Origin of the sequence: Jannaschia sp. Os4, assembly GCF_016820245.1 — a bacterium.
Taxonomy (GTDB): Bacteria; Pseudomonadota; Alphaproteobacteria; order Rhodobacterales; family Rhodobacteraceae; genus Jannaschia.
In genome coordinates this window covers 137,010-162,855 of the sequence record NZ_JAFCAR010000002.1, presented here as the reverse complement: position 1 = coordinate 162,855, position 25,846 = coordinate 137,010, and the positions used below count along the sequence as shown (strand labels likewise).

The following is a 25,846-nucleotide window of genomic DNA, read 5'->3' as shown; positions in this document are numbered from 1 at the left end:
CGGGCCGCCGCTCCATCTCCCCGCACCATGCAACAGGTCCGATCCGGACCAAACCGCATCCCTTCCCCCGAGTCGCCCTCCGGGCCACAAGCCCCGCGGATCCCGATTCGGAGCGACCGATGCCCCTCTGGTACCTGCTGATTCTCGCGGTCGTGCAAGGCGTCACCGAGTTCCTCCCCGTCTCGTCCTCGGCCCACCTGATCCTCGTGCCCGAACTCACGGGCCTGCCGGACCAAGGCACGTTCCTCGACGTCGCCGTCCACGTCGGCACCCTCGGCGCGGTGATCCTCTACTTCCGCACCGACGTCGCCCGCGCCGCGCGTGGCACGCTCGGGCTCTTCCGGGGCGGACGGGGCGCGGACGAGCGCCTCGCGCTCAACCTCCTGATCGCGACGGTCCCCATCGTGATCGCGGGCCTCGCCGTGAAGGTGCTGCTCGGCGCGGAGGCCCTCCGCTCGCTCGCCGTCATCGGCTGGGCCACGCTGGCCTTCGGGATCGCGCTCTGGGCGTTCGACCGCTACGGCCCCGCCACCCGGACCGAGGCCGACTGGTCCCCGAGGCATGCATTGGTCTTCGGCCTCTGGCAGGCGGCCGCGCTGATCCCCGGCGCCTCCCGCTCGGGCACCACGATCACCGGCGCGCGGATGCTGGGCTACGAGCGCCACGAGGCGGCGCGCCTCGCCATGCTGATGTCGATCCCCACGATCCTCGCCTCCGGCACGATCCTCGTGGGCGACGTCGTGGCCGAGGCGAACTGGCCCCTGATGCGCGACGCGGCCATCGGCGCGGCCTTCTCCTTCGTCGCCGCCCTCGCGGCGCTGCACCTGATGATGCGCCTGCTCCGCTCGGTCAGCTTCACCCCCTACGTGATCTACCGCATGGGGCTGGGCGTGTTCCTGCTTTGGTGGGCCTACGCCTGAGCCGGGACCGCGTCGCCGCCCGACGCCATCAGGCCGGAGCGCCGCGCCGCGACCACGATCATCCCCGCCGCCGCCACGTTCGCGACCACGGTGGCGCCCACGATCCCGGCATAGCCGAACAGCGTCACCCCCAGCCACGCGAGCGGCGCGTAGATCGCGGCCACCCGCAGGATGGAGACCGTCATCGACAGGCCGGCCCGGCTGATGGCGTTGAGGGCCGCGTTGCCGACGACGAGGATGCCGTAGGCGAAGAAGGACCATGCCGCGATCCGCAGGTAGGTCGCGGTCGCCTGCCGCGAGGTCTCGTCCTCGGAGAAGAGCGTGGCGATGGGTCCGGCGGCGAAGGTCAGGGCGAGCGCCACGGCCAGCCCGTAGCCCACGCAGATCAGCAGGCAGGTCCTCAGCGCCTCCCGGGCGCGGTCGTGGTCCTCCGCCCCCCACGCCTGCCCGACGACGGGGCCGATCCCGGCCGACAGCGCGAGCATCGGCACCATGGCGAGGCTCTCGACGCGGGTCGCCGCGCCGAACCCGCCGACATAGGCCGCCCCCACGGAGGCCACGGCCCCCGTCACCACCGCCATGCCCGCCGGGTTGATCGCGTTCGAAAGCGCCGCGGGGCCGCCCACGCCGCCGATGCTGCGGGCGTTCGCGCCCAGCTCGGCCCAGACGTCGTCGCACGGCGCGAGGAAGCCCTTCCGCCACGCGATCGTCAGCGAGAGCATCGCGGCCAGCGACTGCGCGAGGAACGTCGCCGCCGCCGCGCCCGCGGTGCCCATCTCGGGCAGGGGGCCGAGGCCGAAGATCAGCACGGGCGTGGACGCGATGTTGACGACCGCCGAGGCCACCATGACCCCCGCCGCCGTCGTCCCCTCGCCGTGGGCGCGGAAGATCGCGCCGCACTGCATCAGGGTGACGAGGAACGGGAAGGAGAGGCACCACCACGGCGTGTAGGTCAGCGCCTCCTCCAGAGGGCCGCCCTCGGCCCCGATCAGGCCGAGCAGCCACGCGTCGAGGAAGAAGAACGCCATCGCCGCGAGGACGGCGAAAACGACGCCGAGGCCCACGGCGTGCAGGCCCATGCGGGTGATGCAGTCGTCGTCGCGATCCTGCCCGATGGCTTGGCTGATGACCGCGTTCGCCCCCGCCGAGAGGCCGATGGAGAGCGAGCCGATGGCCATCGTCACGGGGAAGATGAACCCCACCGCCGCCAGCGGGTCGCCCCCCAGCCGCCCGAGGAAGAAGGCGTCCACGAGGCCGACGGACAGGACGGCGAGGATTCCGACGACCATCGGTCCGGCGACCTTGAGCAGGGCGCGGGGGACGGAGAGGGCGTTGAGGCTGGACTTGGACATGCACGTCAACCGGGGCGCGGGACGAGGCGTTCCGGGCGCGATGGTGCGGTAGCGCGCGAGGGGGTGGCAGCCGGCCCCGCGCGACCGGGCGCACGACCTCCGCCCCGGTTAGGCGGCGCGGCGCCGCGACGGGCCGCGGGAGCGGGGGGTCACGACCCCCGCAGGTGCCGCGCCGATTCCTTGATCTCCGCGTACTGCCCCGAGGGGCGGAACCGCCAGAGGTAGTCGTCGAGGATCGGCTCCAGCGCCGAGGGCTCGACCCCGAACGCCTCCAGCCCCGGATGGGCGCCGGTCGCCACGTTGTCGCGCTTCAGGTTCCTCACCTGGTCGGCGGTCAGCACGCCGTTGTGGAACAGCCCGAACGTCGCCGTCTGCGCGAGGTCGAGGCCGAACCCTATCAGCGACGCCGCCCAGAACGGCACCGGCAGGAGGAGCGCGCGGCGGCGGATGACCCGCAGCATCGTCCGCATCAGCTCGCGGAAGGTCATCGCCTCCGGTCCGCCGAGCTCGTAGATGCCGGGCGCCGCGACGCCGTCGACCGCGCGCGCGGCGCAGGCGGCGACGTCGTCGACGTAGACCGGCTGGAACCGGGTGTCCCCGCCGACCAGCGGGATGACCGGGATGCCCTTGGCCATGCCCGCGAAGCGGTTGAAGAACCGGTCCTCGGGGCCGAACACGATGGAGGGCCGCAGGATCGTCGCCTGCGGCGTGTGGCGCAGGACGGCGGCCTCGCCCTCCGCCTTGGTGCGGGAGTAGTCGGCCTCCGCCCCGGCGTCCGCGCCGATCGCGCTGATCTGGACCAAGCGCTCCAGCCCAAGCTCGGCGGCGATGCGCGCCACGCGCGCGGCGCCGTCGGCCTGCACCGCGGAGAAGGTGTTGCGCCCGTCCTCCGACAGGATCCCGACGCAGTTCACCACCGCGTCCGCCCCCATCAGCGCCGCCCGCACCGAGGCGTCGTCGCGGATGTTGGCGAAGACCGGCTCCACCTGCCCCACCGATCCGTAGGTGCGCACGAACAGCGCCTCGTTCGGGCGGCGCACGGCCACGCGGACGCGCCAGCCCCGCTTGGCGAGGCGGCGGGCGACGTAGCGGCCCACGAAGCCCGAGCCGCCGAAGATGGTGCAGAGCCGTTGCATGTGGGTCGTCCTCCGGTCCGGTCGACGGGCGGGATAGACCGCGCCACGACACCCGGCAAGGGACGCGCGAAATATCCCCCCGTCCCCGTATTGACGGGCCATCGCACCGCCGGTAAGCGCCGCCCCACCGTGGGCCGCCCAGGTGGCGGAATTGGTAGACGCGCTGGCTTCAGGTGCCAGTGTCCGTATGGACGTGGAGGTTCGAGTCCTCTCCTGGGCACCACGGGTATCACCGAACGCCCGGTCCCTCGCGGACCGGGCGTTCGTGCGTTAGAGGGGTCGTCCATGAGCCAACCGTCCATCACGCTCTACGAGGGCGACCTGCCCGACGGCCTCTCCTTCGGCGCCTCCGTCGCCATCGACTGCGAGACGATGGGCCTGAACCCGCACCGCGACCGCCTCTGCCTCGTGCAGCTCTCGGCGGGGGACGGCACCGCGCATCTCGTGCGGGTCGCCCGCGGCCAGTCCTCGGCCCCCAACCTCGAGGCGCTGCTGCGCGACGAGGGCGTGCTCAAGCTGTTCCACTACGGGCGCTTCGACATCGCCGCGATGTTCCACGCCTTCGGGGCGCTGGCGACGCCGGTCTGGTGCTCCAAGATCGCGTCGCGGCTGGTGCGGACCTACACCGACCGCCACGGCCTCAAGGCGCTGCTCCACGAGATGCTGGGCGTCGACATCTCGAAGATGCAGCAGACCTCCGACTGGGGCGCCGCCGACCTGTCCGAGGCGCAGATGGCCTATGCCGCCTCCGACGTGCTCCACCTCCACGCGCTCAAGCCCAAGCTGGAGGAGATGCTGGTCCGCGAGGGCCGGATGGAGATGGCGCAGGCGTGCTGGGACTTCCTGCCGATGCGGGCGCGGCTCGACCTGGTCGGCTATCCCGAGACGGACATCTTCGCGCATTCCTGAGGGACCGGACCCGCCCCATGGACCGCACGAGAATCGTCGCCGCGCTGCGGATCGTCCTGCCCCTGATCGCGCTGGGGCTCCTGTCGTCGCTGTTCCTGCTGGCGCGGACCGTCGATCCGGACGACGCGCTCCCCTACGCGACCTTCGACGTCTCCGAGCGCGCCCGCGACCAGCAGCTGACCAAGCCCCGCGTGGCGGGCGTGACCTCGGCCGGCACGCCCTACCGGCTCACCTCCGACGCGGCGCGGCCCGATCCGGAGCGTCCGCAGCGCCTCTCGGCGGACCGGACCTTCCTCGTCCTCGACGGCGCGGCGGGCCGGGCGGCGGTGCGGGCCGACGGGACGATCGTGGACACGGGGGACCGCACCGTCACGATGGAGGGCGACGTGCGCCTCGGCACCGCCGACGGCTACGACCTGCGCACGCAGCGCATGGAGGGATCGCTCGAGCGGCTGGACCTGCGCGCGCCCGGCCGGGTCGAGGGCGACGGCCCCCTCGGGCGGCTGCGGGCGGGGGCCATGCGCCTGACCGAGACGCCGCGCGGCCAGCGCCTCCTGTTCACCGACGGCGTCGAGCTGCTATATCTCCCTCTGTCGACACCGCCCCTCCCCCCGCCGCCGTCCGCATCGGAGCGCCCATGATCCGCATCCTCGTCCCGCTCGCCCTGCTGGCGGCCCCGGCCCTCGCCCAGACCGCCGCCGTGGGCTTCGGCGCGGGCCAGTTCGACCGCGGCGCCCCCGTGGAGGTCGCGGCGGACTCCCTCGAGGTGGACCAAGCCTCGGGCCAAGCGGTCCTGACCGGCAACGTGGTCGTGTCGCAGGACGAGATGCGCCTCTCGGCGGACCGGGTCGAGGTGTTCTACGCCACCCCGGAGGGCGGGGAGCGGCAGATCGACCGGATCGAGGCGACGGGCGACGTGGTGATCGTCGCGGGCGACGACGCCGCCGAGGGCGCGTCGGCGACCTACCGCCTCGGCTCGGGGACGATCGACATGGCCGGCGACGTGCTCGTGACCCAGGACGGGGCCGTGCTCGCGGGCGACCGGCTGTCGGTGGACCTCGACTCGGGGGCCGGCACGGTGACCGGCCGCGTGCGGACCACCCTGCAGCCGTGAGCGCGCTCTCGGCCATCGAGGGGTCCGGCGGGCTGCGCGTGCGCGGCCTCAAGAAGTCCTATCGCAAGCGCCCCGTCATCCGCGACGTGTCCATGGACCTCGCGCGCGGCGAGGTGGTGGCGCTGCTCGGCCCGAACGGATCGGGCAAGACGACGACCTTCTATGCCATCGCGGGGCTGGTGCGGCCCGACGGGGGGCAGGTCACGCTCGACGGGCGCGACGTGTCGCAGCTGCCGATGTTCCGGCGCGCCCGCGCGGGGATCGGATACCTGCCCCAGGAGATGTCGATCTTCCGGGGCCTGACGGTCGAGCAGAACATCATGGCCATCCTCGAGGTGTCCGAGCCCAAGCGCGCCCGCCGCCGCCAGCGCCTCGACGACCTCCTCGCGGGCTTCGACATCGGCCACCTCCGCCAGGCCAACGCGTTGGCCCTCTCCGGGGGCGAGCGGCGGCGCGTCGAGATCGCGCGCTGCCTCGCGGCGAACCCGCGCTACCTGCTGCTGGACGAGCCCTTCGCCGGCGTGGACCCGATCTCGGTCGGCGACATCCGCGGGCTGGTCGCGGACCTGACCGAGCGGGGCATCGGCGTCCTCATCACCGACCACAACGTCCGCGAGACCCTGCAGATCGTCGATCGCGCCTACATCCTGCACGACGGCACGGTCCTGATGTCGGGCACCCCGGACGAGGTGGTCGCCGACGACAACGTGCGCCGCGTCTACCTCGGCGACAGCTTCTCCTGACGGACGCGGCCCGCAAAGGCGCCCGGCGGCGGCATCCGTCCGATTTGCCTTGACCCGCCGCCCCCCGCCGGGGGCATCCTATGGGCTCGACCATTCAGGACGGAGGCGTCATGCGCACCCAGATCACCGGCAAGCACATCGACATCGGGCAGGCCCTGCAAGGCCACGTGAAGACGGCGCTGGAGGCCGTCCTCGACAAGTACGCCCGGCGACCGACGGACGCGCAGGTGGTCTTCTCCAAGTCGGGGCACGAGTTCGTCTGCGAATCCGTGGTGCACATGTCGACCGGGATGAACGTCGCTGCGACCGGGCGGGCGGGCGAGATCTACGCCGCCTTCGACGCCTGCACCGAGAAGATGGAGAAGCAGATGCGCCGCTACAAGCGGCGCCTGAAGGACCATCACGCCGCCCGGTCCACGCCCATTGCGTCCGAGGGGGCGTCCTCCTATATCCTCGCGCCCGAGGACGGGGGAGAGGAGCCGGAGACGCTCCAGCCCGTCATCGTCGCGGAGACCGAGACGCGCTTGCCGTCCCTGTCCGTCGGCGAAGCGGTGATGCAGATGGAGTTGGCGGGCGCCCCGGCGCTCGTCTTCAGGAACGAGAAGGGGGGCGCGCTCAACGTGGTCTACCGGCGGGACGACGGAAACGTCGGCTGGATCGACCCCGCGCCCTGAGCAGACACGCCGCGCAGACGGCGAGGACGAGGAACAGGCACATGAATCTTGCGGAGATTCTGGACCTCCGGGCCGTTCGGCTGTCGCACAAGGCGGCCAGCAAGAAGCGGCTCTTCTGCGAGATCGCGGAAACGGCGTCCGGCACCTATGGCATCCCCGAACCGGAGGTGTTCGCCGCCTTGAGCGAGCGCGAGTCGCTCGGGCCGACCGGCGTCGGCGGCGGCGTCGCCCTCCCGCACGCGAGGCTCGACGGGCTGGACCACGTCCGCGGGGTCTTCCTGCGGCTGGAGACGCCGCTCGACTTCGACGCGCCGGACCGCAAGCCGGTCGACCTCGTCTTCGCGCTGCTGGCGCCCGAGGGCGCCGGCGTGGCGCACCTCAAGGCGCTGGCCCTCGTGTCGCGGACGCTGCGCGACCCCGGCATCTGCGCCAAGCTGCGCGCCAACGGCGACGCGCAGGTGCTGCACACGATCCTGACCGAGGCGCAGGCCTCCGAGGCGGCCTAGGGCCGCTTGCGGAACCCGAACGACAGGTAGTCCCGCCGGTAGGCCTCGACGGCCAGCCCGGCGACCTCGTCGTCGACCCAGTCCGGCAGGCCCGGCACCGCGGGGCGCGGCGGCGCGGGGCGTCCCAGCCGCGCGGCGAGCGCCTCCAGCTCGTCGGCCATCCGGTCCTCCGGGACCACCCGCGTGGGCATCATGACCGACGCCATCCCCTGCAGCGTGGCCGTCTGGCTCGCCCAGAGCGCGTCCACCGGCAGGCCGGACCGTCCGCCGAGGTTGTCGCGCAGGAACCGCAGGAAGGCCGCGAAGGCCGACCGCTCGTCCATGCCGGCGCCCCACTCGACCCCGTGATGACGCGCGAGGACCTGCCGCACCGCCTGTATCGCGCCGCCCTTGGCGGGCACGAGCCGCGCCTCGAACAGGTGCCATGCCCGCAGCAGCGGATGGCGCGGGACGGCCAGCGCCTCGAACGCCTTGTTCGACCGCAGCCACGCCCGCAGGTCCCGCTGGTTCAGCCCGTCCCGCGGCGCCGTCCCGTCCAGCGCCTCCAGCCAGCCGCGCAGGTCCGGCCCGCCCGGCAGCGGGAGCACGAGCAGGGGCGAGGCCGCCGCCGCGAGCATGGACGGCACGGACGGGCCGCGCAGCGGGTCCATCCCCGGCAGGCCGTGCAGCTCGAACGGGTCGAGCCCCGCGACGTGCTCGACCATCTCCCCGTGGTTGGTGAGCTTGTCCTCCAGCCCGCCGGGGTTCTGCCGCTTGAGCCGTCCCGGCAGGGCGTCCAGCCGGTGGGCCGAGCCGAGGAAGGCCGCCACCCCGTTCACCACGTCCACGTCCCCGATGTCGGCGTAGTCTATCAGGAACGGCGCCTGCCCCGTCTCCTGCAGCGTCCGGTGCACCCGCCCCCGGAACGCCGCCTGCCGGGCCAGCATCTCGTCGAACGCCCCGCCGTCGAAGGCGACCTTCGCGTCCTTCGCCATCTTCGGGTTGGTCAGCCGCCACTGCCCCGTCTCCGAGGCGATCCGCAGGCTCACGTAGCTGTCCACCGCGTTGCGCGACAGGATCACCTTGGCGACCGTCCGGTCGCGCAGCACCGGGTCGAGGACGCGCGGGTCGTGGTCGTGGAAGAAGCGGAAGCCGGTGATCCCCGGCGCGTCGAGGATCGCGCGGAGCAGCGGCACGGGGTCCGCGTCCCGCGCCGCCATGTCGATCCCGTGGAGCTCCGTCCGGTTGTGCGCCCCGAGGAAGACGGGGTTGAACGCCTCGCCGTGGCCGGTGACGTCGGGCAGCGTGCCGAGCGACTCCTCCAAGTGGTTGGAGCCGGTCCGCATCTCCGCGAACAGGACGAAGCCGCGGAAGCTCATCCCGCGGCCGGACGCAGGGTGGGCATCGTCGCGGTCGGCCCGCGCTCGATCTGGCGGAGATCCCCCATCACGACCGGCTTGACCCCGTTGTCGCGCAGGCGGCGCAGGAGGTCCGGCAGCCCGTCGAGGCCGTGCATCACCGGCGCCTCCGTCGGCTGGGCCCGGTCGCGCGGCGCCACCTCGTCGAGCAGCGCCTGCAGCCGGTCCATCGGCGCGGTCACGAGCTCGGCCAGCGACCACGACAGCACCCGCGCCCGGGCCCAGCGCGCCTTGGACATCTCGATCAGCCGCATCTCCGCCCGCTGCAGCCGCGCCGCCTCGGCCTGCACCTCGGGGAACGGACGCCCCGAGCGCAGGAGCGGGACGATCCACGCGCCGGTCACCATCCCGAAGGTCGCGTCGGGGTCGCCCATCATCATATCGGCCACGCGCTGCCTGTCGCCGGGGCCGAAGAGGAAGGTCTGCCGCTCGCCCCGGGTGGACCAGAGCAGGTTGAAGAGGAACTGCTCCGGCCGATGATCCCGCAGCCGCGCGTCGTCGGTGAGGTTGCCGCGCACGAGGCGCTCGCCACCCGCGAACTCGACGCGGTCGGGGTGGTAGAGGTGGCCGTGGACGCGCCCGCCGGCGCGCTTGGCGAACCACGCGGGGAAGTCCTCGAACAGGTCGTCGAACCCCGACAGCACCGTGTAGCGGGCCGCGGTGCGCCGCCCCTCCCAGCCCCAGTGCGGGAACCGCCCTTGGTTGTAGAGGCCGGGCCGACCGTGCGCCCGCCGCGCGTTGGCGCGCGCGAAGACGCGGTCGATCTTGCCGGGGTCGGGTTCCGTACGTTTCGTACGCTCCGCGGAGGGGGAAAGGAACGTTTCGTACAGCAGATCGGCCCCCGGCCAGATCTTGCGGGCCATGAAGCAGTCGCTGCGCCGCAGCAGATGCAGGTGGTCGTCGTAGAACACGTGCGGCTTGCCGCCCACGTCGAACTTCGAGAGCGTGAGGGACCGGCTGTCGATGCGGTGGGACCGCCCCCGGGCGAGCGTCTGGAAGTAGCTCTCGTCGGGGATCCAGACGTGCCGAAAGTAGGCGTCGTGCGCGGGCCGGTCCGGATCCTCGAGGATGGCGCGCAGCGTGTCGGCGGTCAGGCACCACCACTGGCTGCCGAGGTGCGGCTCGATCCCCGCGGGGACGCGCCGCTCGAACCCGATGCGGCGCTGCAGCCTCACGTAGCCGTCGAAGAGCCGCCGGTGCCGCCGCCACGAGAACGGGAAGCGCAGGGTGAACCGCTCCTCCTCCAAGCCGTCGATGGTCCACGTCACCTGCTCGGTCGTGACCGACTCGATGAAGTCCGTGTCGGGATGGGCGTCGAGATAGTCGATCAGCTCGGAGACGGGGCGCAGTGGCAGGCAGGAGCCCGACGCGAGCATCACGTGGCGCACCTCGGGATGGCGGGCGAGCATCTCCTCGGCGGCGATCTGGGTCGCCTCGACCATCGACCACGCGCCCCATTCGACCCGGACGCGGGGGGTGAAGTGGACGTCCCCGGCGCCGTAGAGCGACTGGCGGAACCCCTTGACCACCTTGGCGCGCACGCGGCGGTCGACGTGGATCACCACGGGGCAGCCCCGCTCGGCGAAGTGGCGCGCGACCTGCGCGGCCCGCCCGAACGCGGTGTGGACCATCATCAGGATGCCGAGGCTCATGCCCAGTTCCCCTTGGACATCAGGCCGAGGATCTCGAGCTGCCGCCAGTTCACGTAGCGCTCCGACCACTCCGTCCACAGGTCGAGGCCGCCCCCCCGCTCGGCATAGGCGCGGTACTCGGTCGAGGAGCGGTAGTGCTGCCCGCGCTCCATCTCCTCGGTGGCCTTCGCGCCCAGCGTGTCGAGGAACTTGGCGTGGAGCAGCACCCCCGTCGCCTTCTCGCCGCCCGTCCGGTCGTAGGTCTGGTTCAGGCCCCGCGGCAGCAGCGTGTGGGTCGAGGACAGGTAGGCGTATCCGCGCCGCCACCTGACCAGCGGCGTCTTGTTCAGCGCGGGCGCGTCCTTGGGGCGGTCCGCGAAGAAGGCCCGCGCGCGCGGCCCGCCTTGGATCCACAGGTTCCCGTAGGTGGCGTTCCGTTCGATCATGTAGTTGCCGCCGTCGAACCACGCGGCGATCTCGAAGGGGTCGTCGCCCTCGCGGTAGGGCTGCGCGTCGATCGGGCCCTTGGGATACATGTCGAGCAGCATCGCCCCGAAGGACCGGACGTTCGAGCCGTCCAGCCAGTCCGTCAGCGCCTTGAGCGGGCGGACGTCGCAGAACGGGAAGACGAGGAACTCGTCGGGATCGACCGTGAGGGTCCAGTGCCCGTGGCAGTGCCGGTGCCCCAGCCAGTTCAGCCAGTCCATGCCGAACCGGCTGGCCTTGTAGGAGGCGCCCGTCCGCCACAGCGAGACGTCCGGCTGCTCGCGCAGGTAGTCGGCGCTGCCGTCGTCGGACCCGTTGTCCACCATCAGGAAGTGCCCGACCCCGAGGCGGCGGTGGTAGTCGAGGAAGAAGGGCAGGCGCACCCGCTCGTTGCGGAGCGTCGTCATGGCGAGGATCGCGCCGCGCCGGATCGTCCCCGTCCGGTCCACCACGGCGCGCAGCTCGCGCGACTTGCGCCGCGCGCGCAGGCAGTGCCGCCGACGGCGGATGCGCATCTGGTAGGAGGAGAGGATGCCCATGAGAGGCGTCTCCGGCTCGTGTCTGTGGCCAATCCCGTCGGGGCACGGGAATCGTTTCTACGATGGATGCCCGCCCCGCGCGACCGGGGTGGGGCGAGATTGCGGCGGGCCCCTCGGATCAGGCCCAGTCGCCGCGCGTCATCAGCCCCAGCCGCTCCAGTTGCCGCCAGCCCTCGTAGCGGGTCGCGCCGTCGTGCCAGAGCACCGGCCCGTCCGTCAGCGCGCGGTGGTAGGGCGCGTGCAGGTCGGGGTCGCCGAAATGCTGGCGGCGCTCCAGCTCCTCCGCCGACTTGGCCGCGATGGAGGGCAGGAACTTCGCGTGGAGCAGCACCCCGCAGGGCCGCGCCTCGCCCGAGACGGCGGGCGGCCCGTCATAGGCGAGGTTGCGGCGCGGCGGCAGCATGGAATGGGTCGAGTTGAGATAGACGTCGCCCCGGCGCCACCGGACGAGCGGCAGCTTGTTGAGCGTGGGCGCCCGCTCCGGCGCGTGGGCCCAGAACGCCCGGTCGCGCGGGCCGCCCTGCAGCCAGAGGTTCCGCGCCCCCGGCTGGCGCACCGCGCGGTAGCCCCCGGCGTCGAACCACGGCAGCGCGTCCTCGAACGGCGTGCCGGGCGCGTAGGCCCCGGCCCCGACCGGCCCCTCGGGATAGAGCTCCAGCATCAGCGCCCCGAAGGCCCGCCGCCCGGTCGCGTCGAGATGGGCGCAGAGCGCCGCCAGCCCCCGCTCGCCGTGATGCGGGACGACCAGCGCCTCGTCCGCGTCCAGCGTCAGGCACCACCGCCCCGCGCCCCAGCGCGTCAGCAGCCAGTTGGTCCAGTCCAGCCCGAACCGGCTCTCGCGGTAGGCGGAGTCCGTCCGCCACAGGGAGACGTCCGGCTGGTCCGACAGCCACGCGGCCGTGCCGTCCGTCGAGCCGTTGTCCACGACGAGGAAATGCCCCACCCCCAGCGCCCGGTGATGGGCGAGGCACCACGGCAGGCGCTCGGCCTCGTCGCGCACCACCAAGGCCCCTAGGATGCCGCCGCGGGGCACGTCCACGCGGACCGGGTCGAGGGCGTGCCGCGCCCGGAGCGCCCGCCAGAGCAGCCGCCGACGCCGCCAGCGCTGGCGCAGCGCCGCGCGGAGGCTCACTCGGCGGCCTCCTCCATCGCGATCACGTCGTGCAGGAAGCCGCGCAGCTCGTCGCGCAGGTCGGGCCGCTGCAGCCCGAACGCCACCGTCGCCTGCAGGAACCCGGCCTTGGAGCCGCAGTCGAAACGCTGCCCCTCGAAGCGGAAGGAATGCACGCCCTCCGGCCCGTCGATCTCGCGGGCGATGGCGTCCGTGAGCTGGATCTCGCCGCCGGCCCCGGCCTTCTTCTCGTCGAGGTGCCGCATCACGGCGGGGGTCAGGATGTAGCGCCCGATCACCGCCAGCCGCGACGGCGCGGTCCCCGGCGCGGGCTTCTCGACCATGCCGCGCACCTTACGGGCGCGCGCGTCCGGGTCGCCCTCGGCGAGGTCGAGGATGCCGTAGGACGAGGTCGCCGCCTCCGGCACCTCCATCGCGGCGACCATCGAGCCGCCCGTCCCCTCGTGCGCGTCGACCATCTGCTCGAGGCAGGGCGTGTCGGCCGCGATCACGTCGTCGGGCAGGATCACCGCGAAGGGCTCGTCGCCGAGCAGCTTGCGCGCGCACCACACGGCGTGGCCGAGGCCCAGCGCCTCGTTCTGGCGCATGTAGGAGATGGCGCCCGATTCCATGTTGGTCGCGCGCAGGGCGCCGAGCAGGTCGTCCTTGCCCTTCCGCTCCAGCGTCGCCTCCAGTTCGGGCGACGTGTCGAAGTAGTCCTCCAGCGCGGACTTCCCCTTGGACGTCACGAAGATGAAGTCCTCGATCCCGGCGGCCCGCGCCTCGTCGATCGCGTACTGGATCAGCGGGCGGTCCACGAGGGTCATGATCTCCTTGGGGACCGACTTGGTGGCGGGCAGGAAGCGCGTCCCCATCCCGGCCACGGGGAAGATCGCCTTGGTCACGCGGCGCGTCATGTCAGCCCTCCTGAAGGGTCACGCCGGGGGCGTGGGCGATGAAGAACGGGTTCTCGAATCCGGGCTTGCCGTAGCGCAGCGGCGCGTGGTCGTCGAAGCGCACGACGTGGCCCCCCGCGCCGCGCAGCACCGCGTCGCCCGCGGCGGTGTCCCACTCCATGGTGCGCCCGAGGCGGGGGTAGAGGTCGGCCTCGCCGGTGGCGACGAGGCAGAACTTCAGCGACGAGCCCGCCGCGCGGCTGTCGGCGACGGCGTACTTCGCGATGTAGGCGTCCGTGGCCGCGTCGCGGTGGGACTTGGAGGCGACCACGAGGAGCGCCGACTCGTCCGGGGTCCGCACCGTGATGGGCGTCGTCGCGCCCATGCGGTCGGGATCGAAGGGCCCCGTCTCCTCGCGCGAGACGCCGGCGGCGTCGGTCAGGAACATCCGTCCGCGCGCCGGGGCGTAGACCACGCCGCGGACGGGGACGCCGCCCTCGACCCACGCGATGTTGACGGTGAAGTCGCCGCGCCGCTGCACGAACTCCTTCGTGCCGTCGAGCGGGTCCACGATGAAGAAGTCGCGCGCCGTCTCGGCGTGGGTGGCGGCCTGCTCCTCGGTGACGATGGCCGCGTCGGGGAAGGCCGCGCGCAGGCCCTGCGCGATGATCGCGTCCGCCGCCTCGTCGGCCGCCGTCACGGGGCTGTCGTCGGACTTGGCGCGGACGTCGAAGTCGTCCGACTCGTAGATCTCCATGATCTTGCGCCCCGCGAGCACGGCGAGGGCCCGAAGTTCGACCATCATCTTGTCGTAATCCAAGGCGATACCCCGTGTCGGATCGGCCCGGTTGGAGCGCGGGCGCTCCGCCGGTAAGGTGGGGCGCTTATGGGGGCGGCCCCCCGCCACGGCAAGGGAACGCCACGCGCTCGCGCCCGAGAGGAGGGGAGACGCCCATGTTCGAACAGCGCACCCCCCGCTCCGGGCTGGAGGTCGCGGGCCGCATGGCGACGCTGATCTTCCACGGGGCCGCGCGCCAGACCCGCAAGAGCCACGGCAACGCGCTGCTCGCGCTCGGCATGGCGATGATGCAGACCGTGATCCTCGTCGCGGCGTTCTACTTCTTCTTCACGCTGCTCGACATGCGCCGGGCGGCGATCCGGGGGGACTTCGTCCTCTACCTGCTGTCGGGCGTGTTCCTGTTCATGACGCACATCAAGGCGATGGGCGCGGTCGCGGGGGCCGACGGCCCGGCCTCGCAGATGATGAAGCACGCGCCCATGAACACCTTGGTCGCGATCGGCTCGGCCGCGCTGTCGGCGCTCTACATCCAGGTGCTGTCGATCCTGCTGATCCTGTTCGCGGTCCACACGATGCTGAACCCCGTCGTCATCGACGACCCGGTGGGCGCGATGATGATGCTGCTGCTGTCGTGGTTCTCCGGCGTGGCCATCGGCACGGTGTTCTACGCCCTCAAGCCGTGGGCGCCGAACGTCACCTCGCTGGGCTCGTCGATCTACAGCCGGGTGAACATGCTGGCCTCGGGCAAGATGTTCGTCGTCAACATGATGCCGGGATGGCTGATCGCGTCGCTGTCGTGGAACCCGCTCTTCCACACGATCGACCAGGCGCGCGGCTACGTGTTCGTGAACTACAACCCGCATCACACCAACTGGGTCTATCCGATCCTTCTGGCCCTCGCGCTGCTGCTGATCGGGCTGATGGGCGAGTTCTACACCCGCCGCCGCGCCTCGCTGTCGTGGTTCGCCAGCCGGTGACGTGGTAAGGGCGGCCATGCGCACCCTCCTCCTGCTCCTCGCCCTGCTCGCCTCGCCCGCCCTCGCCACGCAGGACGGATGGCCCGCGCTGCACGACGTGACGGGCGTGGCGGCGGGCGACGTCCTGAACGTCCGCGCGGGGCCGGGGGCGTCCCACCCCGTTATCGCGGAGTTCGCCCCGGACGCCACCGGGATCGAGGTGATCGGCCCCGCCGCCGCGGACGACAGGTGGGGGATCGTGAACGTGGGCGAGCAGGCGGGTTACGTGTCGCTGCGCTACCTGCGGCGCCATCCGGACAGCTACCTCGGCGCCGTCGTCCCGCTGACCCGGTGCTTCGGGGCCGAGCCGTTCTGGGACGTGACGCTGCTGCGCGGACGGATGATCCTGCGCGACCTCGGCACGGACAGGGAGGTGGGCGTGCCGCTGGAGGGCCCCTTCCTCACCCTGAGCGACCGCCGCGTGCAGGTCTGGTCCGGCGCGGAGGGGGACAGCCGCCTGACCCTCTTCACCCGCGCCGTCTACGGGCCGCCCCACTGCTCCGACGGCATGGCGGACACGGTCTACGGGATCGAGGGCACGCTGCTCGTGGAGGATGGCGGCGCGCCCCGCGCGCTGGCGGGGTGCTGCTCGATCGCGCGGTGACGGGGCGCGCTAGCGGGCGACCCGGAGCGTCACGTTGATCCGCCCCGGCGCCCCGAGCAGGTCGCCCGTGCCCGGCACGATCAGGTCGATCCCGTGGTGCCGGAGCCGCGCCGCCCCGCCCATCACGACCACGTCCCCCGAGCGGAGGACCACGCTCTGCGTCGGGCCGCCCCGCTCGACGTTCCCGATCCGGAACCGCGCGTCGTCGCCCAGCGAGATGGACACCACGGGCTGCCCGAGGTCCGCCTCGTCCCGATCCTGGTGCATCCCCATCCGCGCGTCCGGCGCGTACCAGTTGACCAGGCACGAATCCGGGGCCGCGGCCCCCGGCGCCACCGCGTCCCACACCGCCCGCACGCTGGCCGGGATCGGCGGCCACGCGACGCCCGAGGGGTGCCGGTCCTCGTAGCGGTAGCCGCGCCGGTCGCTGACCCAGCCGACCTCCCCGGCCGAGGTCATCCGCACCGACAGCGCCTGTCCGCGCCGCGTCACCGGGCGCACAAGCGGGGCGGCGGCGATCACGGCCCGGAGGTCGCCCACCATGGCCTCTTGGGCGGCGCGGTCGAGGTATCCGGGCCACATCCGGAATCCCCTGATTTCCAAGGGCTCTCCCCTTGTGGTCTGAATCGTCATCACGTCCTTGCGAGCGAAAATGGCCCTTCCTATATGACGCCGCAGCCCGGAGATCGCCTCCGGACGACAGTGGGATCAGGCGGATCGGGGCCTCCGGGACCGGACGCCGCAGCCATCGCCAGAGAGGATAATATGGCCAAAGTCATCGGCATCGACCTCGGCACGACGAACTCCTGCGTCGCGATCATGGACGGCAGCCAGCCGCGCGTGATCGAGAACGCCGAAGGGGCGCGCACGACGCCCTCCATCGTCGGCTACACCGAGAGCGAGAAGCTCGTCGGACAGCCCGCCAAGCGGCAGGCCGTCACCAACCCCGAGAACACCGTCTTCGGCATCAAGCGCCTGATCGGCCGTCGCTTCGACGACGAGCATCTGGCCAAGGACGCCAAGAACCTGCCCTTCAACGTCGTCTCCCAGTCCGGGGATGCGTGGGTCGAGATCCGCGGCGAGAAGTACTCGCCCGCGCAGGTCTCCGCGCTCATCCTCCAGAAGATGAAGGAGACCGCCGAGTCCTATCTCGGCGAGGACGTGACGCAGGCGGTCATCACCGTGCCCGCCTACTTCAACGACGCCCAGCGCCAAGCCACCAAGGACGCCGGCAAGATCGCCGGTCTGGAAGTGCTGCGCATCATCAACGAGCCGACGGCCGCCGCGCTGGCCTACGGGCTCGACAAGGGCGACTCACGCACCATCGCGGTCTACGACCTCGGCGGCGGCACGTTCGACGTGTCCATCCTCGAGATCGACGACGGCCTGTTCGAGGTGAAGTCGACCAACGGGGACACGTTCCTCGGCGGCGAGGACTTCGACATGCGGATCGTGAACTACCTCGCCGAGGAGTTCAAAAAGGAGCACGGCACCGATCTGCGCGAGGACAAGATGGCCCTCCAGCGCCTCAAGGAGGCGGCGGAGAAGGCCAAGATCGAGCTGTCCTCGTCCCAGCAGACCGAGATCAACCAGCCGTTCATCTCGATGGGCTCCAACGGCCAGCCGCTGCACATGGTGATGAAGCTCACCCGCGCGAAGCTCGAGAGCCTCGTGGGCGACCTCATCAAGCAGTCGCTCAAGCCCTGCGCCGCCGCGCTCAAGGACGCGGGCGTCTCCAAGGACGAGATCGACGAGGTGGTGCTCGTCGGCGGCATGACGCGGATGCCGAAGGTCATCGAGGAGGTGACCAAGTTCTTCGGCAAGGAGCCGCACAAGGGCGTGAACCCCGACGAGGTCGTCGCCATGGGCGCGGCCATCCAGGCGGGCGTCCTGCAGGGCGACGTGAAGGACGTGGTGCTGCTCGACGTGACGCCGCTGTCGCTTGGCATCGAGACGCTGGGCGGCGTGTTCACCCGGCTGATCGACCGCAACACCACGATCCCGACCAAGAAGTCCCAGGTCTTCTCGACCGCCGAGGACAACCAGTCGGCGGTGACCATCCGCGTCTTCCAAGGCGAGCGCGAGATGGCGGCGGACAACAAGATGCTGGGCCAGTTCAACCTGGAGGACATCCCGCCCGCGCCGCGCGGCATGCCGCAGATCGAGGTGACCTTCGACATCGACGCCAACGGCATCGTCTCCGTGCAGGCCAAGGACAAGGGCACCGGCAAGGAGCAGAAGATCACCATCCAAGCCTCGGGCGGCCTGAGCGACGAGGACATCGAGCGGATGGTGCGCGAGGCCGAGGAGAACGCGGACGCCGACAAGGCGCGGCGCGAGCTGGTCGACGTGAAGAACCAAGGCGAGAGCCTCGTGCACTCCACGCGCAAGTCGCTGGAGGAGCATGGCGACAAGGTCGACCCGTCCACGGTCGAGGCGATCGAGCTGGCCGTCTCCGCGCTGGAGGAGACGCTCCAGGGCGATGACGCGGGCAAGATCAAGTCGGGCATCCAGAACGTGTCCGAGGCCGCGATGAAGCTGGGCGAGGCGATCTACAAGGCGCAGGCCGCGTCGGAGGCCCCGTCGGAGGACGGCGAGGCCCCCGAGGGCGGGTCGGACGACGAGATCCTCGACGCCGACTTCGAGGATCTCGACGACAGCGACCGCAAGGCGGGCTGATCCGTCGGGACACCCCAGACGAGAGGGCCGGCCCCCATGGGCCGGCCCTTGCGTGAGAGGACAGAGACATGGCGAAACGTGACTACTACGAGACGCTCGGCGTCGCGCGGGGGGCGGGCGCCGACGAGATCAAGAAGGCCTACCGCAAGAAGGCCAAGGAGCTGCACCCCGACCGGAATAAGGACGACGCGGACGCGGAGACCAAGTTCAAAGAGGTCAACGAGGCGCACGACGTCTTGAAGGATCCCGAGAAGAAGGCCGCCTACGACCGCTTCGGCCACGCCGCCTTCGAGGGCGGCATGGGCGGCGGCGGCGGCCCGCGCGGCGGGATGCACCCGGGGCAGAACGGCGACTTCGCGAGCGCGTTCTCGGACGTGTTCGAGGATCTGTTCGGCGACTTCATGGGCGGCCAGCCCGGTCGCGGCGGCGGGGGCGGGCGGACGCGCGCCACGCGGGGCTCGGACCTGCGCTACAACCTGCGCGTCGATCTCGAGGACGCCTTCCGCGGCACCCAGAAGACGATCACCGTGCCCACGGCGGTGCAGTGCGGCGCGTGCGACGGCAAGGGCACCGAGGGGGCGAGCGAGCCCGCGACCTGCCCGACCTGCTCGGGCATGGGGAAGGTGCGCGCGCAGCAGGGCTTCTTCACCGTCGAGCGGACCTGCCCGACCTGCTCGGGCGCGGGGCAGATCATCAAGAACCCCTGCAAGGTCTGCGGCGGCGTGGGCCGCGTCGAGAAGGAGCGGCAGCTGTCGGTCAACATCCCCGCCGGGGTGGAGACGGGCACGCGCATCCGCCTGTCCGGCGAGGGCGAGGCGGGGCTGCGCGGCGGGCCGTCGGGCGACCTCTACATCTTCGTGGAGGTGGAGGATCACCCGATCTTCCAGCGCGACGGCACGACGCTCTATTGCCAGGTGCCGGTGTCGATGGGCGCGGCGGCCTTGGGCGGCGACGTCGAGGTGCCGATCATCGACGGCGGGCGCTCGCGCGTGAAGGTGCCCGAGGGGAGCCAGACGGGGCGCCAGATGCGTCTGCGCGGCAAGGGGATGCCCGCCCTGCGGGGCGGGGCGCCGGGCGACATGTTCATCGAGCTCATCGTCGAGACGCCGGTGAACCTGACGACCCGCCAGAAGGAGCTGCTGCGCGAGTTCGAGGAGATCGGCGAGCGCAACAACCCCCGCCGCGACAGCTTCTTCGCCAAGGTGAAGGGCTTCTGGGACGGCATGACCCAGTGACCGGAGGGCCGCCCCCGCGCGGGGGCGGCCCTCACAGCTCGAAGTCGGCGGCGGAGAGGTCCGTCTTCCGCAGGCCCGCCACCAGGAGCGAGCCGCCCGCGCCGAGGTCGATCAGCACCCCGTCCGCCGTGTCGGCCATGTGGTTCGCCTCGAGGTCGGACCAGCCCGAGATCGCCGAGATGCGCGACAGGTCGATCACCTCGCCGTCGAGGCTCGGGTCGAACCCCTCGATCGTGTCCGCCCCGTCCCCGTCCGCGATGCGGTAGCTGTCCACCCCGCCGCCGCCGTCCAGGCGGTCGTCCCCCCGGCCGCCCACGAGCACGTCGTTGCCCCAGCCCCCCACGAGCGCGTCGTCCCCCTCGTCGCCGTAGAGCCAGTCGTCGTGGTCGCCGCCGTCCACCGTGTCGTCGCCCGCCCCGCCGCGCAGGGTGTCGGCGTGCCGCCCGCCGTCGAGCGCGTCGTTCCCCGCGCCGCCCGTCAGCGAGTCCGCCCCGTCGCCGCCCCACGCCGCGTCGTGCCCCCATCCGCCGTCGAGCACGTCGTTCCCCTGCTCGCCCCAGAGGCGGTCGTCCCCCGCGCCCCCGTCGAGGGTGTCGCGCTGGTCCCCGCCCCAGAGCCGGTCCGCGCCCGCGTCGCCGTGGAGGATGTCGCCGCTCCGGCCGCCGACGAGGTCGTCGTCGCCGTCCCCGCCCCGCAGGAGGTCGGAGCCGTCCTCGCCGTCGAGGGAGTCCGCGCCCGCCCCGCCGTGGATCGTATCGCTCGACCGACCCCCGTAGAGGCCGTCGTCGCCCTCGCCGCCCTCCATCGCGTCGCTGCCGTTCCCTCCCCGGACGACGTCGTCCCCCGCGCCGCCGCTCATCGTGTCGCGGCCGCCTCCGCCATAGACCTTGTCCCGCCCGTCCCCGCCCTCCACGAGGTCGTGGCTCCCTCCGCCCGCGACGCGGTCGTTCCCGTCGCCGCCCCGCACCACGTCCCGCCCGCCATCTCCGTAGAGCCGGTCGTCTCCGGCGCCCCCGGCGAGGTCGTCGCGCCCGCGCCCACCCTCGAGCCGCTCGCTCCCGTCCTGCCCGACGAGGGTGTCGTCGCCGTCGCCGCCGCGCAGGGTGTCGTCGCCCGCGTCGCCGCGCAGCAGGTCGTCGCCCGCGTCCCCGTCGAGGACGTCCGTGCCCGTCCCGCCATAGAGGCTGTCGGCCCCCGCGCCCCCGCGCATGACGTCGTCGTCGAACGCGCCGTGCAGGCGGTCGTCGCCGTCCCCGCCCGCGAGCACGTCGGAGCCCACCCCGCCCACGAGGGTGTCGTCCCCGCCCATCCCCGACAGGACGTCGTCCCCGAAGCCGCCCTGCAGCCACTCGTCGGCGCCGTCGCCTGCGACGGCGGCCGCGACGCCGCCCACCGGGGGGCGGTCCAGCGGGATCAGGTCCAGCGCGGCCACGTCCGCGGCGGTCAGCGTCCCGCCCTCCTCGGCGAAGAGACGGACCGTCTCGTCGCGGAACCGGACCTCGACGCCCCACGACCGTTCGAGCAGCGTGAGCTGCGCGGCGTCGTAGAGGAACAGGAAGGCCGAGAGGTCCAGCGCGTCCTCGGACGCGTCGAAGTCGCGGATGTCGTCCACCTCCCCGTCGGAATGCAGCACGAAGGTGTCCGCCCCCGCCCCGCCCCACATCGTGTCGCGCCCCGCCCCGTCGATCAGCACGTCGTCCCCGGCCTGCCCGCGCAGGACGTCGTCGCCGGCCGCGCCGGCCAAGGCATCGTCCGCCGCGCCCCCGTCGAGCACGTCCGCGTGGTCCGTCCCCCCGCGCGCGAGGCCTGGCGTCCCGAGGTCGAGGTCGATCCGCGTCAGGCCGGCCTCGCTGCCCGACAGGGTCCAGAGCACCGCCTCGCCGCCCTCGGCCCAGACGGCCAGCGCGGTCACGTTCTGTAGGCCGGCCGAGTTCGTGTCCGCGACGTCGTCGACCGCCATCAGCCGCCCGCCGGGGAGGAGCGCCAGCAGCGAGAGGCCGTCGTCCGACCCGGTGACGGCGACCCACGTCCGCTCGCCCACGGTGATCGTCTCGATGGCGGTGGCGTCCGCGAAGCGGGTGTCGAGGTCGTCGATCACGTGGTCGACCACCCGCAGCGACCCAGACGGCATCAGCTCCATCACCGAGAGCGATCCGCTGCCGGACCCGGCCGCGACGACGTAGGTCGCGCCGTCCACCTCCGCGACGGCGAGGGCCGAAGGGTCCGAGAGGCCCAAGCCGTTGGGCGCGCCGACGCGGGCGGCCTGCTCCAAGGCGCCGGTCGCGGTCACCCGATGGGCCACGACGGCGTCCCCGTCGAGCGATCCCGCGAGGACGAAGGCCTGCCCGCCCACCTCCGCCGTGGCGAGGGTCGAGACCACGTCGCCCCGCGCGAGGGCGTTCGCGCCGATCTGCGTGGCCTGCCCGCCCGCGTCGAGCCGGAAGCTGAAGATGCCGTCCTCGCCGGGCCGCAGGCCGTAGGCGAAGGCGCCGTCCGCCGTCTCCAGCGTCGCGACGCCGCCGAGGTCGTCCGGCAGGCCCAGCAGCGACCCGTTCCCCGCGCCCGGCCGCCCGCCGCCGTCGAGGGCGTGCCCGCCGCCCGTCCCGAGGCCGAGCCCCGCGGTGGAGAGGAGCGGCCCGCCCCCCGCGTCGAACTCGACGATCTCGGGCGCGACGCCGACATGCACCTCGTCGCCCAGCTCACGCTCGCCGAGGTGGCGCAGCGATCCGTCGGCCCGGATCTCGAAGGTCGACAGCGTCCCGCCCTCGGAGGTCACCGCGTGCAGGCGCGCCCCCTCCGGCCCGGTCCGCACGTGCAGGTCGCCCTCGCCGAGGAGGGCGTGCGACGCGCCGCCGCCCAGCGTCGCGTAGTGTCCGAACCCCGCCATGCCGACCTCCGATGGACTCGGACGCGAGGATCGGGCGCCGCCCCGACGGGCGCCGGGCCGGGGATGCGGCGGAACCGGGGCGAACGCCTAAGGTGCGAACGAAGCGGGGGTCAGCGGTCGAGGACCATGCGCACGTCCCGCCGCAGCAGCGCGAGGCCCACCGTCAGCGACACCATCGCGAGGCCCACCACGTAGAGCGGCGAGGCCCACGCCGCCTCGTAGGTGATGTAGAACCCCCGCCGCGCGATGCCGATGATGTGGACCAGCGGGTTGATCAGCAGCCACTGGTCGTAGGGCGACGGCACCTCTTCGTAGATGTAGATCGTCGTCGAGACCAGGAACATCGGGCGCATGATGATCGAGTAGATCGGGCGGTACCACGGGAAGGCGGGGAGCATGAACGCGTTGAGCGTCCCCAGCCCCGCCGCCGACAGGAAGCACAGCCCCTGCGCGAGGGCGATCCACTCGATCCGCAGGGTGACGTCCACATCGTAGGTCACGATGATGGCGCCGTAGATGATGTAGGCCACCATCGTCTGCGTCAGCGCGGTCAGCAGGAACCGCGCGATCAGCGCGTCGAGGTAGGTCACGCCGGGGTAGGAGATGAGCTGCCGCGAGAACATCAGCGACTGGCCCATCTTGCCGACCATCAGCGACCAGATGCTGAAGGTCATCACCCCCGAGGCGTAGAAGAGCGGGAAGTTGTCCCCCAGCGAGGGCGAGCGCAGCATGATGCTGAACACCACCGTCAGCAGCATGATGCTCGCGATGGGCTCGGCGATCATCCAGAAGTAGCCGAGCGAGGACTTGCCGTAGGTCGTCGACATCTCGCGCAGCATCAGCGCGCCGATGGTGCGGATCATCTGCAGGCGCCGGTTCCGCGGCGCGCGCGGCGGCATGACCCCGGCCATCGGCCCGCCGGTCGGGTCGGCGCTGGTATCCGCCATGCGATGCCCCTATCGTCCGAGGTCCCAGAGTTACCGCATCGGACCGGATTTGGAAGACACCGCCGACAGATCTGCCGCGGCGCGCGCGACCGCCGGGCCGGACCGGGCCGCGCCCGACGCGGCCGGGGAACCTCCTGCCGTGGTCGGGCCGGAGGGGCCGGCGCGACGCGAGGCCGAGGCCCCCGCGCGCCCGCGCCGCGATCCGGCGGAGAAGAAGAGGCGCCGCGAGGCGAGGGCGGCCAAGGAGGAGGCGCGGGCCGAGGCCAAGGCCGCCAAGGCGGCGGCCAAGGCCGAGGCGAAGGTCGCGGAGCGGGCCGAGAAGGCCAAGGCCGCCAAGCCGCCCCCCGCCGTGCGCCCGCCCGCCCGGCCCAGCGCGCCGCGCGGGCGCCACGTCCTGATGGTGATGACCCTGATCGTCGGCGTGATCCTGCCGTCCATCATGGCGGCGTGGTACCTCTGGACCCGCGCGACGGACCAGTACGCCTCCTATATCGGCTTCTCGATCCGGGCCGAGGACGTGACCTCCTCCATCGAGTCGGTGTTCGGCGGCCTCGGCGGCCTCGGCGCGGCGACGGGGGCCGAGACGGACGCCGACATCGTGCACGACTACGCCCGCAGCCAAGAACTCGTGCAGCGGCTCGACGAGCGGCTGGACCTGCGCGCGATCTGGTCGCCGCCCCACGACGAGGATCCCGTCTTCGCCCTCGCGCCGGACGCCTCGCTGGAGGATCTCGTCGACTACTGGGGCCGCATGGTCAGCGTCGCGCTCGACTCCTCGTCGAACCTGCTCGAGGTGCGCGTCCTGTCCTTCGACCCCGAGGACTCGCGCGCCATCGCGCTCGCGGTCTTCGAGGAGAGCTCGGCCACGATCAACCGCCTCACCGCCATCGCGCGGGAGGACGCGACGCGCTACGCCCGCGAGGAGCTGGAGCGCGCGCTGGAGCGGCTGAAGGACGCGCGGGCGCAGCTCCTGCGGTTCCGGAGCGACAACCAGATCGTCGATCCGCTGCAGGACCTCACCGTCCTGCTCGGCGTGCTCAACTCGCTGCAGGGCCAGCTCGCCGAGGCGTTCATCGAGCTCGACCTGCTGCAGGACGCCACCCGCGAGGGCGATCCGCGCCTCGTGCAGGCCCAGCAGCGCATCGACGCGATCCAGGCGCGCATCGACCTCGAGCGCGAGAAGTTCGGCGGGCGGACCGACGGGGGGGGCGCGACGGACTACTCCCGCCTCGTGGGCGAGTACGAGCGCCTGTCGGTCGACCTCGAGTTCGCGCAGGCCGCGTACGCCGCCGCGCTCACCGCGCTCGACGCCGCGCAGGCCGAGGCCCAGCGGCAGTCCCGCTACCTCGCCGCCTATGTCGGCCCGACCTTGGCCGAGACGCCCGCCTACCCCCGGCGCCCGCTCCTGCTCGCGCTCGTGGTGGTGTTCCTGTTCGTGACGTGGGCGACCATCATGCTGGCGTGGTACAGCGTCCGCGACCGGCGCTGACGGCGGGGATCCGACCGTGATCGCGCTCAACGGGCTGACCAAGGCGTACTGGACCGAGGGCGGCTCCGCCAAGGTGGTGGCCGACAACATCGACGCCGTCTTCCCGAGCGGCCGGACCGTGGGCCTGCTCGGGCGGAACGGGGCCGGCAAGTCGACGCTGCTGCGCGTCATCGCGGGCGTGCTCGACGCGGATTCCGGCACCGTCACCTCCGACGGCACGATCTCGTGGCCGGTGGGCTTCGCGGGGTCGTTCCACGGCGAGCTGACCGGGCGCCAGAACACCCGCTTCCTCGCCCGCGTCTACGGCGTCGACAGCTACGAGCTCAGCGACTTCGTCGAGGACTTCGCCGAGCTCGGGCGGCACTTCGACATGCCGGTTCGGACCTACTCGTCGGGGATGCGCGCGCGCCTCGCCTTCGGGACGTCGATGGGCATCGACTTCGACCACTACCTCGTGGACGAGGTGACCGCCGTCGGCGACGCCGCGTTCCGGCAGAAGAGCGAGATCCTGTTCCGCGCCCGGATGAAGACGCGGGGCGCGATCATGGTCACGCACTCCCTCGCGATGATCAAGCGCATCTGCGACCAGGCGGCGGTGCTGCACGAGGGGCGGCTGCGCTTCTTCGAGGACGTGGAGGAGGGCATCCAGTTCCACGAGGAGATCCTCGGCGCCCGCGGCGCGCCGCGCGACGACGACTGAGCCGGCCCTTGCGCCGCTCCGCGCCCCCGCCTATGTAGCCCTCGACAGCGGCGTCCGCCCCGGCGGACCCACCGGA

24 protein-coding genes and 1 tRNA gene are annotated in these 25,846 nt (G+C 72.3%); 14 read left to right on the top strand and 11 right to left on the bottom strand.

The window, feature by feature from the left end; all coding sequences use genetic code 11:
* Nucleotides 1–119: 119 nt before the first annotated feature.
* Nucleotides 120–920, top strand: coding sequence for an undecaprenyl-diphosphate phosphatase (locus JQC91_RS04865; RefSeq protein ID WP_203285668.1), 801 nt, complete (start codon nucleotides 120–122; stop codon nucleotides 918–920).
* Here JQC91_RS04865 and JQC91_RS04860 read toward each other — a convergent pair.
* Both JQC91_RS04860 and JQC91_RS04855 read right to left on the bottom strand, forming a co-directional pair.
* Nucleotides 911–2,272, bottom strand: a complete 1,362-nt coding sequence (locus tag JQC91_RS04860; protein WP_203285667.1) for an MATE family efflux transporter — start codon at nucleotides 2,270–2,272, stop codon at nucleotides 911–913. The two genes, JQC91_RS04865 and JQC91_RS04860, sit on opposite strands and share 10 nt — an antisense overlap.
* A 149-nt stretch (nucleotides 2,273–2,421) precedes the next feature.
* Nucleotides 2,422–3,408 (bottom strand): complex I NDUFA9 subunit family protein, encoded by a 987-nt coding sequence (locus JQC91_RS04855; RefSeq protein ID WP_203285666.1) that lies wholly within the window; start codon nucleotides 3,406–3,408, stop codon nucleotides 2,422–2,424.
* 136 nt (nucleotides 3,409–3,544) lie between these two features.
* Here JQC91_RS04855 and JQC91_RS04850 point away from each other — a divergent pair.
* The 7 genes from JQC91_RS04850 (at nucleotide 3,545) to JQC91_RS04820 (ending at nucleotide 7,354) form a co-directional block, all read left to right on the top strand.
* Nucleotides 3,545–3,631: transfer RNA gene (locus tag JQC91_RS04850), tRNA-Leu, on the top strand.
* Nucleotides 3,632–3,693: 62 nt separating this feature from the next.
* On the top strand, nucleotides 3,694–4,317 hold the full coding sequence (locus JQC91_RS04845) for a ribonuclease D (protein WP_203285665.1): 624 nt from the start codon (nucleotides 3,694–3,696) through the stop codon (nucleotides 4,315–4,317).
* A 17-nt stretch (nucleotides 4,318–4,334) separates the two neighbouring features.
* A complete protein-coding gene (lptC, locus tag JQC91_RS04840) occupies nucleotides 4,335–4,958 on the top strand; it encodes an LPS export ABC transporter periplasmic protein LptC (protein ID WP_203285664.1) in 624 nt (207 codons plus the stop codon).
* Nucleotides 4,955–5,431: a lipopolysaccharide transport periplasmic protein LptA gene (gene lptA, locus JQC91_RS04835; RefSeq protein ID WP_203285663.1), complete on the top strand. Its 477-nt coding sequence runs from the start codon at nucleotides 4,955–4,957 to the stop codon at nucleotides 5,429–5,431. Before lptC ends, lptA begins: the two co-directional genes overlap by 4 nt.
* Nucleotides 5,428–6,174, top strand: coding sequence for an LPS export ABC transporter ATP-binding protein (gene lptB, locus JQC91_RS04830; RefSeq protein ID WP_203285662.1), 747 nt, complete (start codon nucleotides 5,428–5,430; stop codon nucleotides 6,172–6,174). Before lptA ends, lptB begins: the two co-directional genes overlap by 4 nt.
* 110 nt (nucleotides 6,175–6,284) lie before the next feature.
* Nucleotides 6,285–6,848 (top strand): ribosome-associated translation inhibitor RaiA, encoded by a 564-nt coding sequence (raiA, locus tag JQC91_RS04825; RefSeq protein ID WP_203285661.1) that lies wholly within the window; start codon nucleotides 6,285–6,287, stop codon nucleotides 6,846–6,848.
* Nucleotides 6,849–6,889: 41 nt separating this feature from the next.
* Nucleotides 6,890–7,354, top strand: a complete 465-nt coding sequence (locus JQC91_RS04820) for a PTS sugar transporter subunit IIA (protein WP_203285660.1) — start codon at nucleotides 6,890–6,892, stop codon at nucleotides 7,352–7,354.
* Here the strand turns inward: JQC91_RS04820 and JQC91_RS04815 are convergent.
* From JQC91_RS04815 to cysQ, 6 genes are all read right to left on the bottom strand, one after another.
* Nucleotides 7,351–8,712: a nodulation protein NodH gene (locus tag JQC91_RS04815; protein WP_203285659.1), complete on the bottom strand. Its 1,362-nt coding sequence runs from the start codon at nucleotides 8,710–8,712 to the stop codon at nucleotides 7,351–7,353. The two genes, JQC91_RS04820 and JQC91_RS04815, sit on opposite strands and share 4 nt — an antisense overlap.
* Entirely contained in the window at nucleotides 8,709–10,403 is a 1,695-nt protein-coding gene (locus tag JQC91_RS04810; protein WP_203285658.1) for a beta-1,6-N-acetylglucosaminyltransferase, read from the bottom strand. Before JQC91_RS04810 ends, JQC91_RS04815 begins: the two co-directional genes overlap by 4 nt.
* Entirely contained in the window at nucleotides 10,400–11,407 is a 1,008-nt protein-coding gene (locus JQC91_RS04805; protein ID WP_203285657.1) for a glycosyltransferase family 2 protein, read from the bottom strand. The genes JQC91_RS04810 and JQC91_RS04805 overlap by 4 nt, the downstream gene beginning before the upstream one ends.
* A 118-nt stretch (nucleotides 11,408–11,525) precedes the next feature.
* Complete coding sequence (locus JQC91_RS04800; RefSeq protein WP_203285656.1) at nucleotides 11,526–12,539, bottom strand: glycosyltransferase family 2 protein; 1,014 nt, start codon at nucleotides 12,537–12,539, stop codon at nucleotides 11,526–11,528.
* Nucleotides 12,536–13,435 carry a UTP--glucose-1-phosphate uridylyltransferase gene (locus JQC91_RS04795; RefSeq protein WP_203285655.1) on the bottom strand — a complete coding sequence of 300 codons (900 nt, stop codon included), beginning with the start codon at nucleotides 13,433–13,435 and terminating at the stop codon, nucleotides 12,536–12,538. The genes JQC91_RS04800 and JQC91_RS04795 overlap by 4 nt, the downstream gene beginning before the upstream one ends.
* A 1-nt stretch (nucleotide 13,436) precedes the next feature.
* Nucleotides 13,437–14,234 carry a 3'(2'),5'-bisphosphate nucleotidase CysQ gene (cysQ, locus tag JQC91_RS04790; RefSeq protein ID WP_203285654.1) on the bottom strand — a complete coding sequence of 266 codons (798 nt, stop codon included), beginning with the start codon at nucleotides 14,232–14,234 and terminating at the stop codon, nucleotides 13,437–13,439.
* Between the two features lie 134 nt (nucleotides 14,235–14,368).
* Between cysQ and JQC91_RS04785 the strand changes: the two genes are divergently transcribed.
* The gene (locus JQC91_RS04785) at nucleotides 14,369–15,190 is read left to right on the top strand and encodes an ABC transporter permease (protein ID WP_203285653.1); all 822 of its coding nucleotides are present in this window, start codon (nucleotides 14,369–14,371) and stop codon (nucleotides 15,188–15,190) included.
* A 16-nt stretch (nucleotides 15,191–15,206) separates the two neighbouring features.
* The gene (locus tag JQC91_RS04780; RefSeq protein WP_203285652.1) at nucleotides 15,207–15,833 is read left to right on the top strand and encodes a hypothetical protein; all 627 of its coding nucleotides are present in this window, start codon (nucleotides 15,207–15,209) and stop codon (nucleotides 15,831–15,833) included.
* A 9-nt stretch (nucleotides 15,834–15,842) separates the two neighbouring features.
* Here JQC91_RS04780 and JQC91_RS04775 read toward each other — a convergent pair whose 3' ends face one another.
* Nucleotides 15,843–16,415: an alpha-ketoglutarate-dependent dioxygenase AlkB gene (locus tag JQC91_RS04775; protein WP_238941326.1), complete on the bottom strand. Its 573-nt coding sequence runs from the start codon at nucleotides 16,413–16,415 to the stop codon at nucleotides 15,843–15,845.
* A gap of 183 nt (nucleotides 16,416–16,598) precedes the next feature.
* On the opposite strand from JQC91_RS04775, the gene dnaK reads away from it, so the two are divergent.
* Complete coding sequence (gene dnaK / locus JQC91_RS04770; RefSeq protein ID WP_203285650.1) at nucleotides 16,599–18,512, top strand: molecular chaperone DnaK; 1,914 nt, start codon at nucleotides 16,599–16,601, stop codon at nucleotides 18,510–18,512.
* A gap of 68 nt (nucleotides 18,513–18,580) precedes the next feature.
* Complete coding sequence (dnaJ, locus tag JQC91_RS04765; RefSeq protein ID WP_203285649.1) at nucleotides 18,581–19,747, top strand: molecular chaperone DnaJ; 1,167 nt, start codon at nucleotides 18,581–18,583, stop codon at nucleotides 19,745–19,747.
* 31 nt (nucleotides 19,748–19,778) lie between these two features.
* Here dnaJ and JQC91_RS04760 read toward each other — a convergent pair whose 3' ends face one another.
* Both JQC91_RS04760 and JQC91_RS04755 read right to left on the bottom strand, forming a co-directional pair.
* The gene (locus JQC91_RS04760; RefSeq protein WP_203285648.1) at nucleotides 19,779–22,634 is read right to left on the bottom strand and encodes a hypothetical protein; all 2,856 of its coding nucleotides are present in this window, start codon (nucleotides 22,632–22,634) and stop codon (nucleotides 19,779–19,781) included.
* Nucleotides 22,635–22,744: 110 nt separating this feature from the next.
* A complete protein-coding gene (locus JQC91_RS04755; RefSeq protein ID WP_203285647.1) occupies nucleotides 22,745–23,581 on the bottom strand; it encodes an ABC transporter permease in 837 nt (278 codons plus the stop codon).
* A gap of 49 nt (nucleotides 23,582–23,630) precedes the next feature.
* Here JQC91_RS04755 and JQC91_RS04750 point away from each other — a divergent pair, with 49 nt between their 5' ends.
* Nucleotides 23,631–25,070, top strand: coding sequence for a sugar transporter (locus JQC91_RS04750; RefSeq protein WP_238941325.1), 1,440 nt, complete (start codon nucleotides 23,631–23,633; stop codon nucleotides 25,068–25,070).
* Nucleotides 25,071–25,086: 16 nt separating this feature from the next.
* Nucleotides 25,087–25,770 (top strand): ABC transporter ATP-binding protein, encoded by a 684-nt coding sequence (locus JQC91_RS04745; RefSeq protein WP_203285646.1) that lies wholly within the window; start codon nucleotides 25,087–25,089, stop codon nucleotides 25,768–25,770.
* The last annotated feature ends 76 nt before the right edge of the window (nucleotides 25,771–25,846 follow it).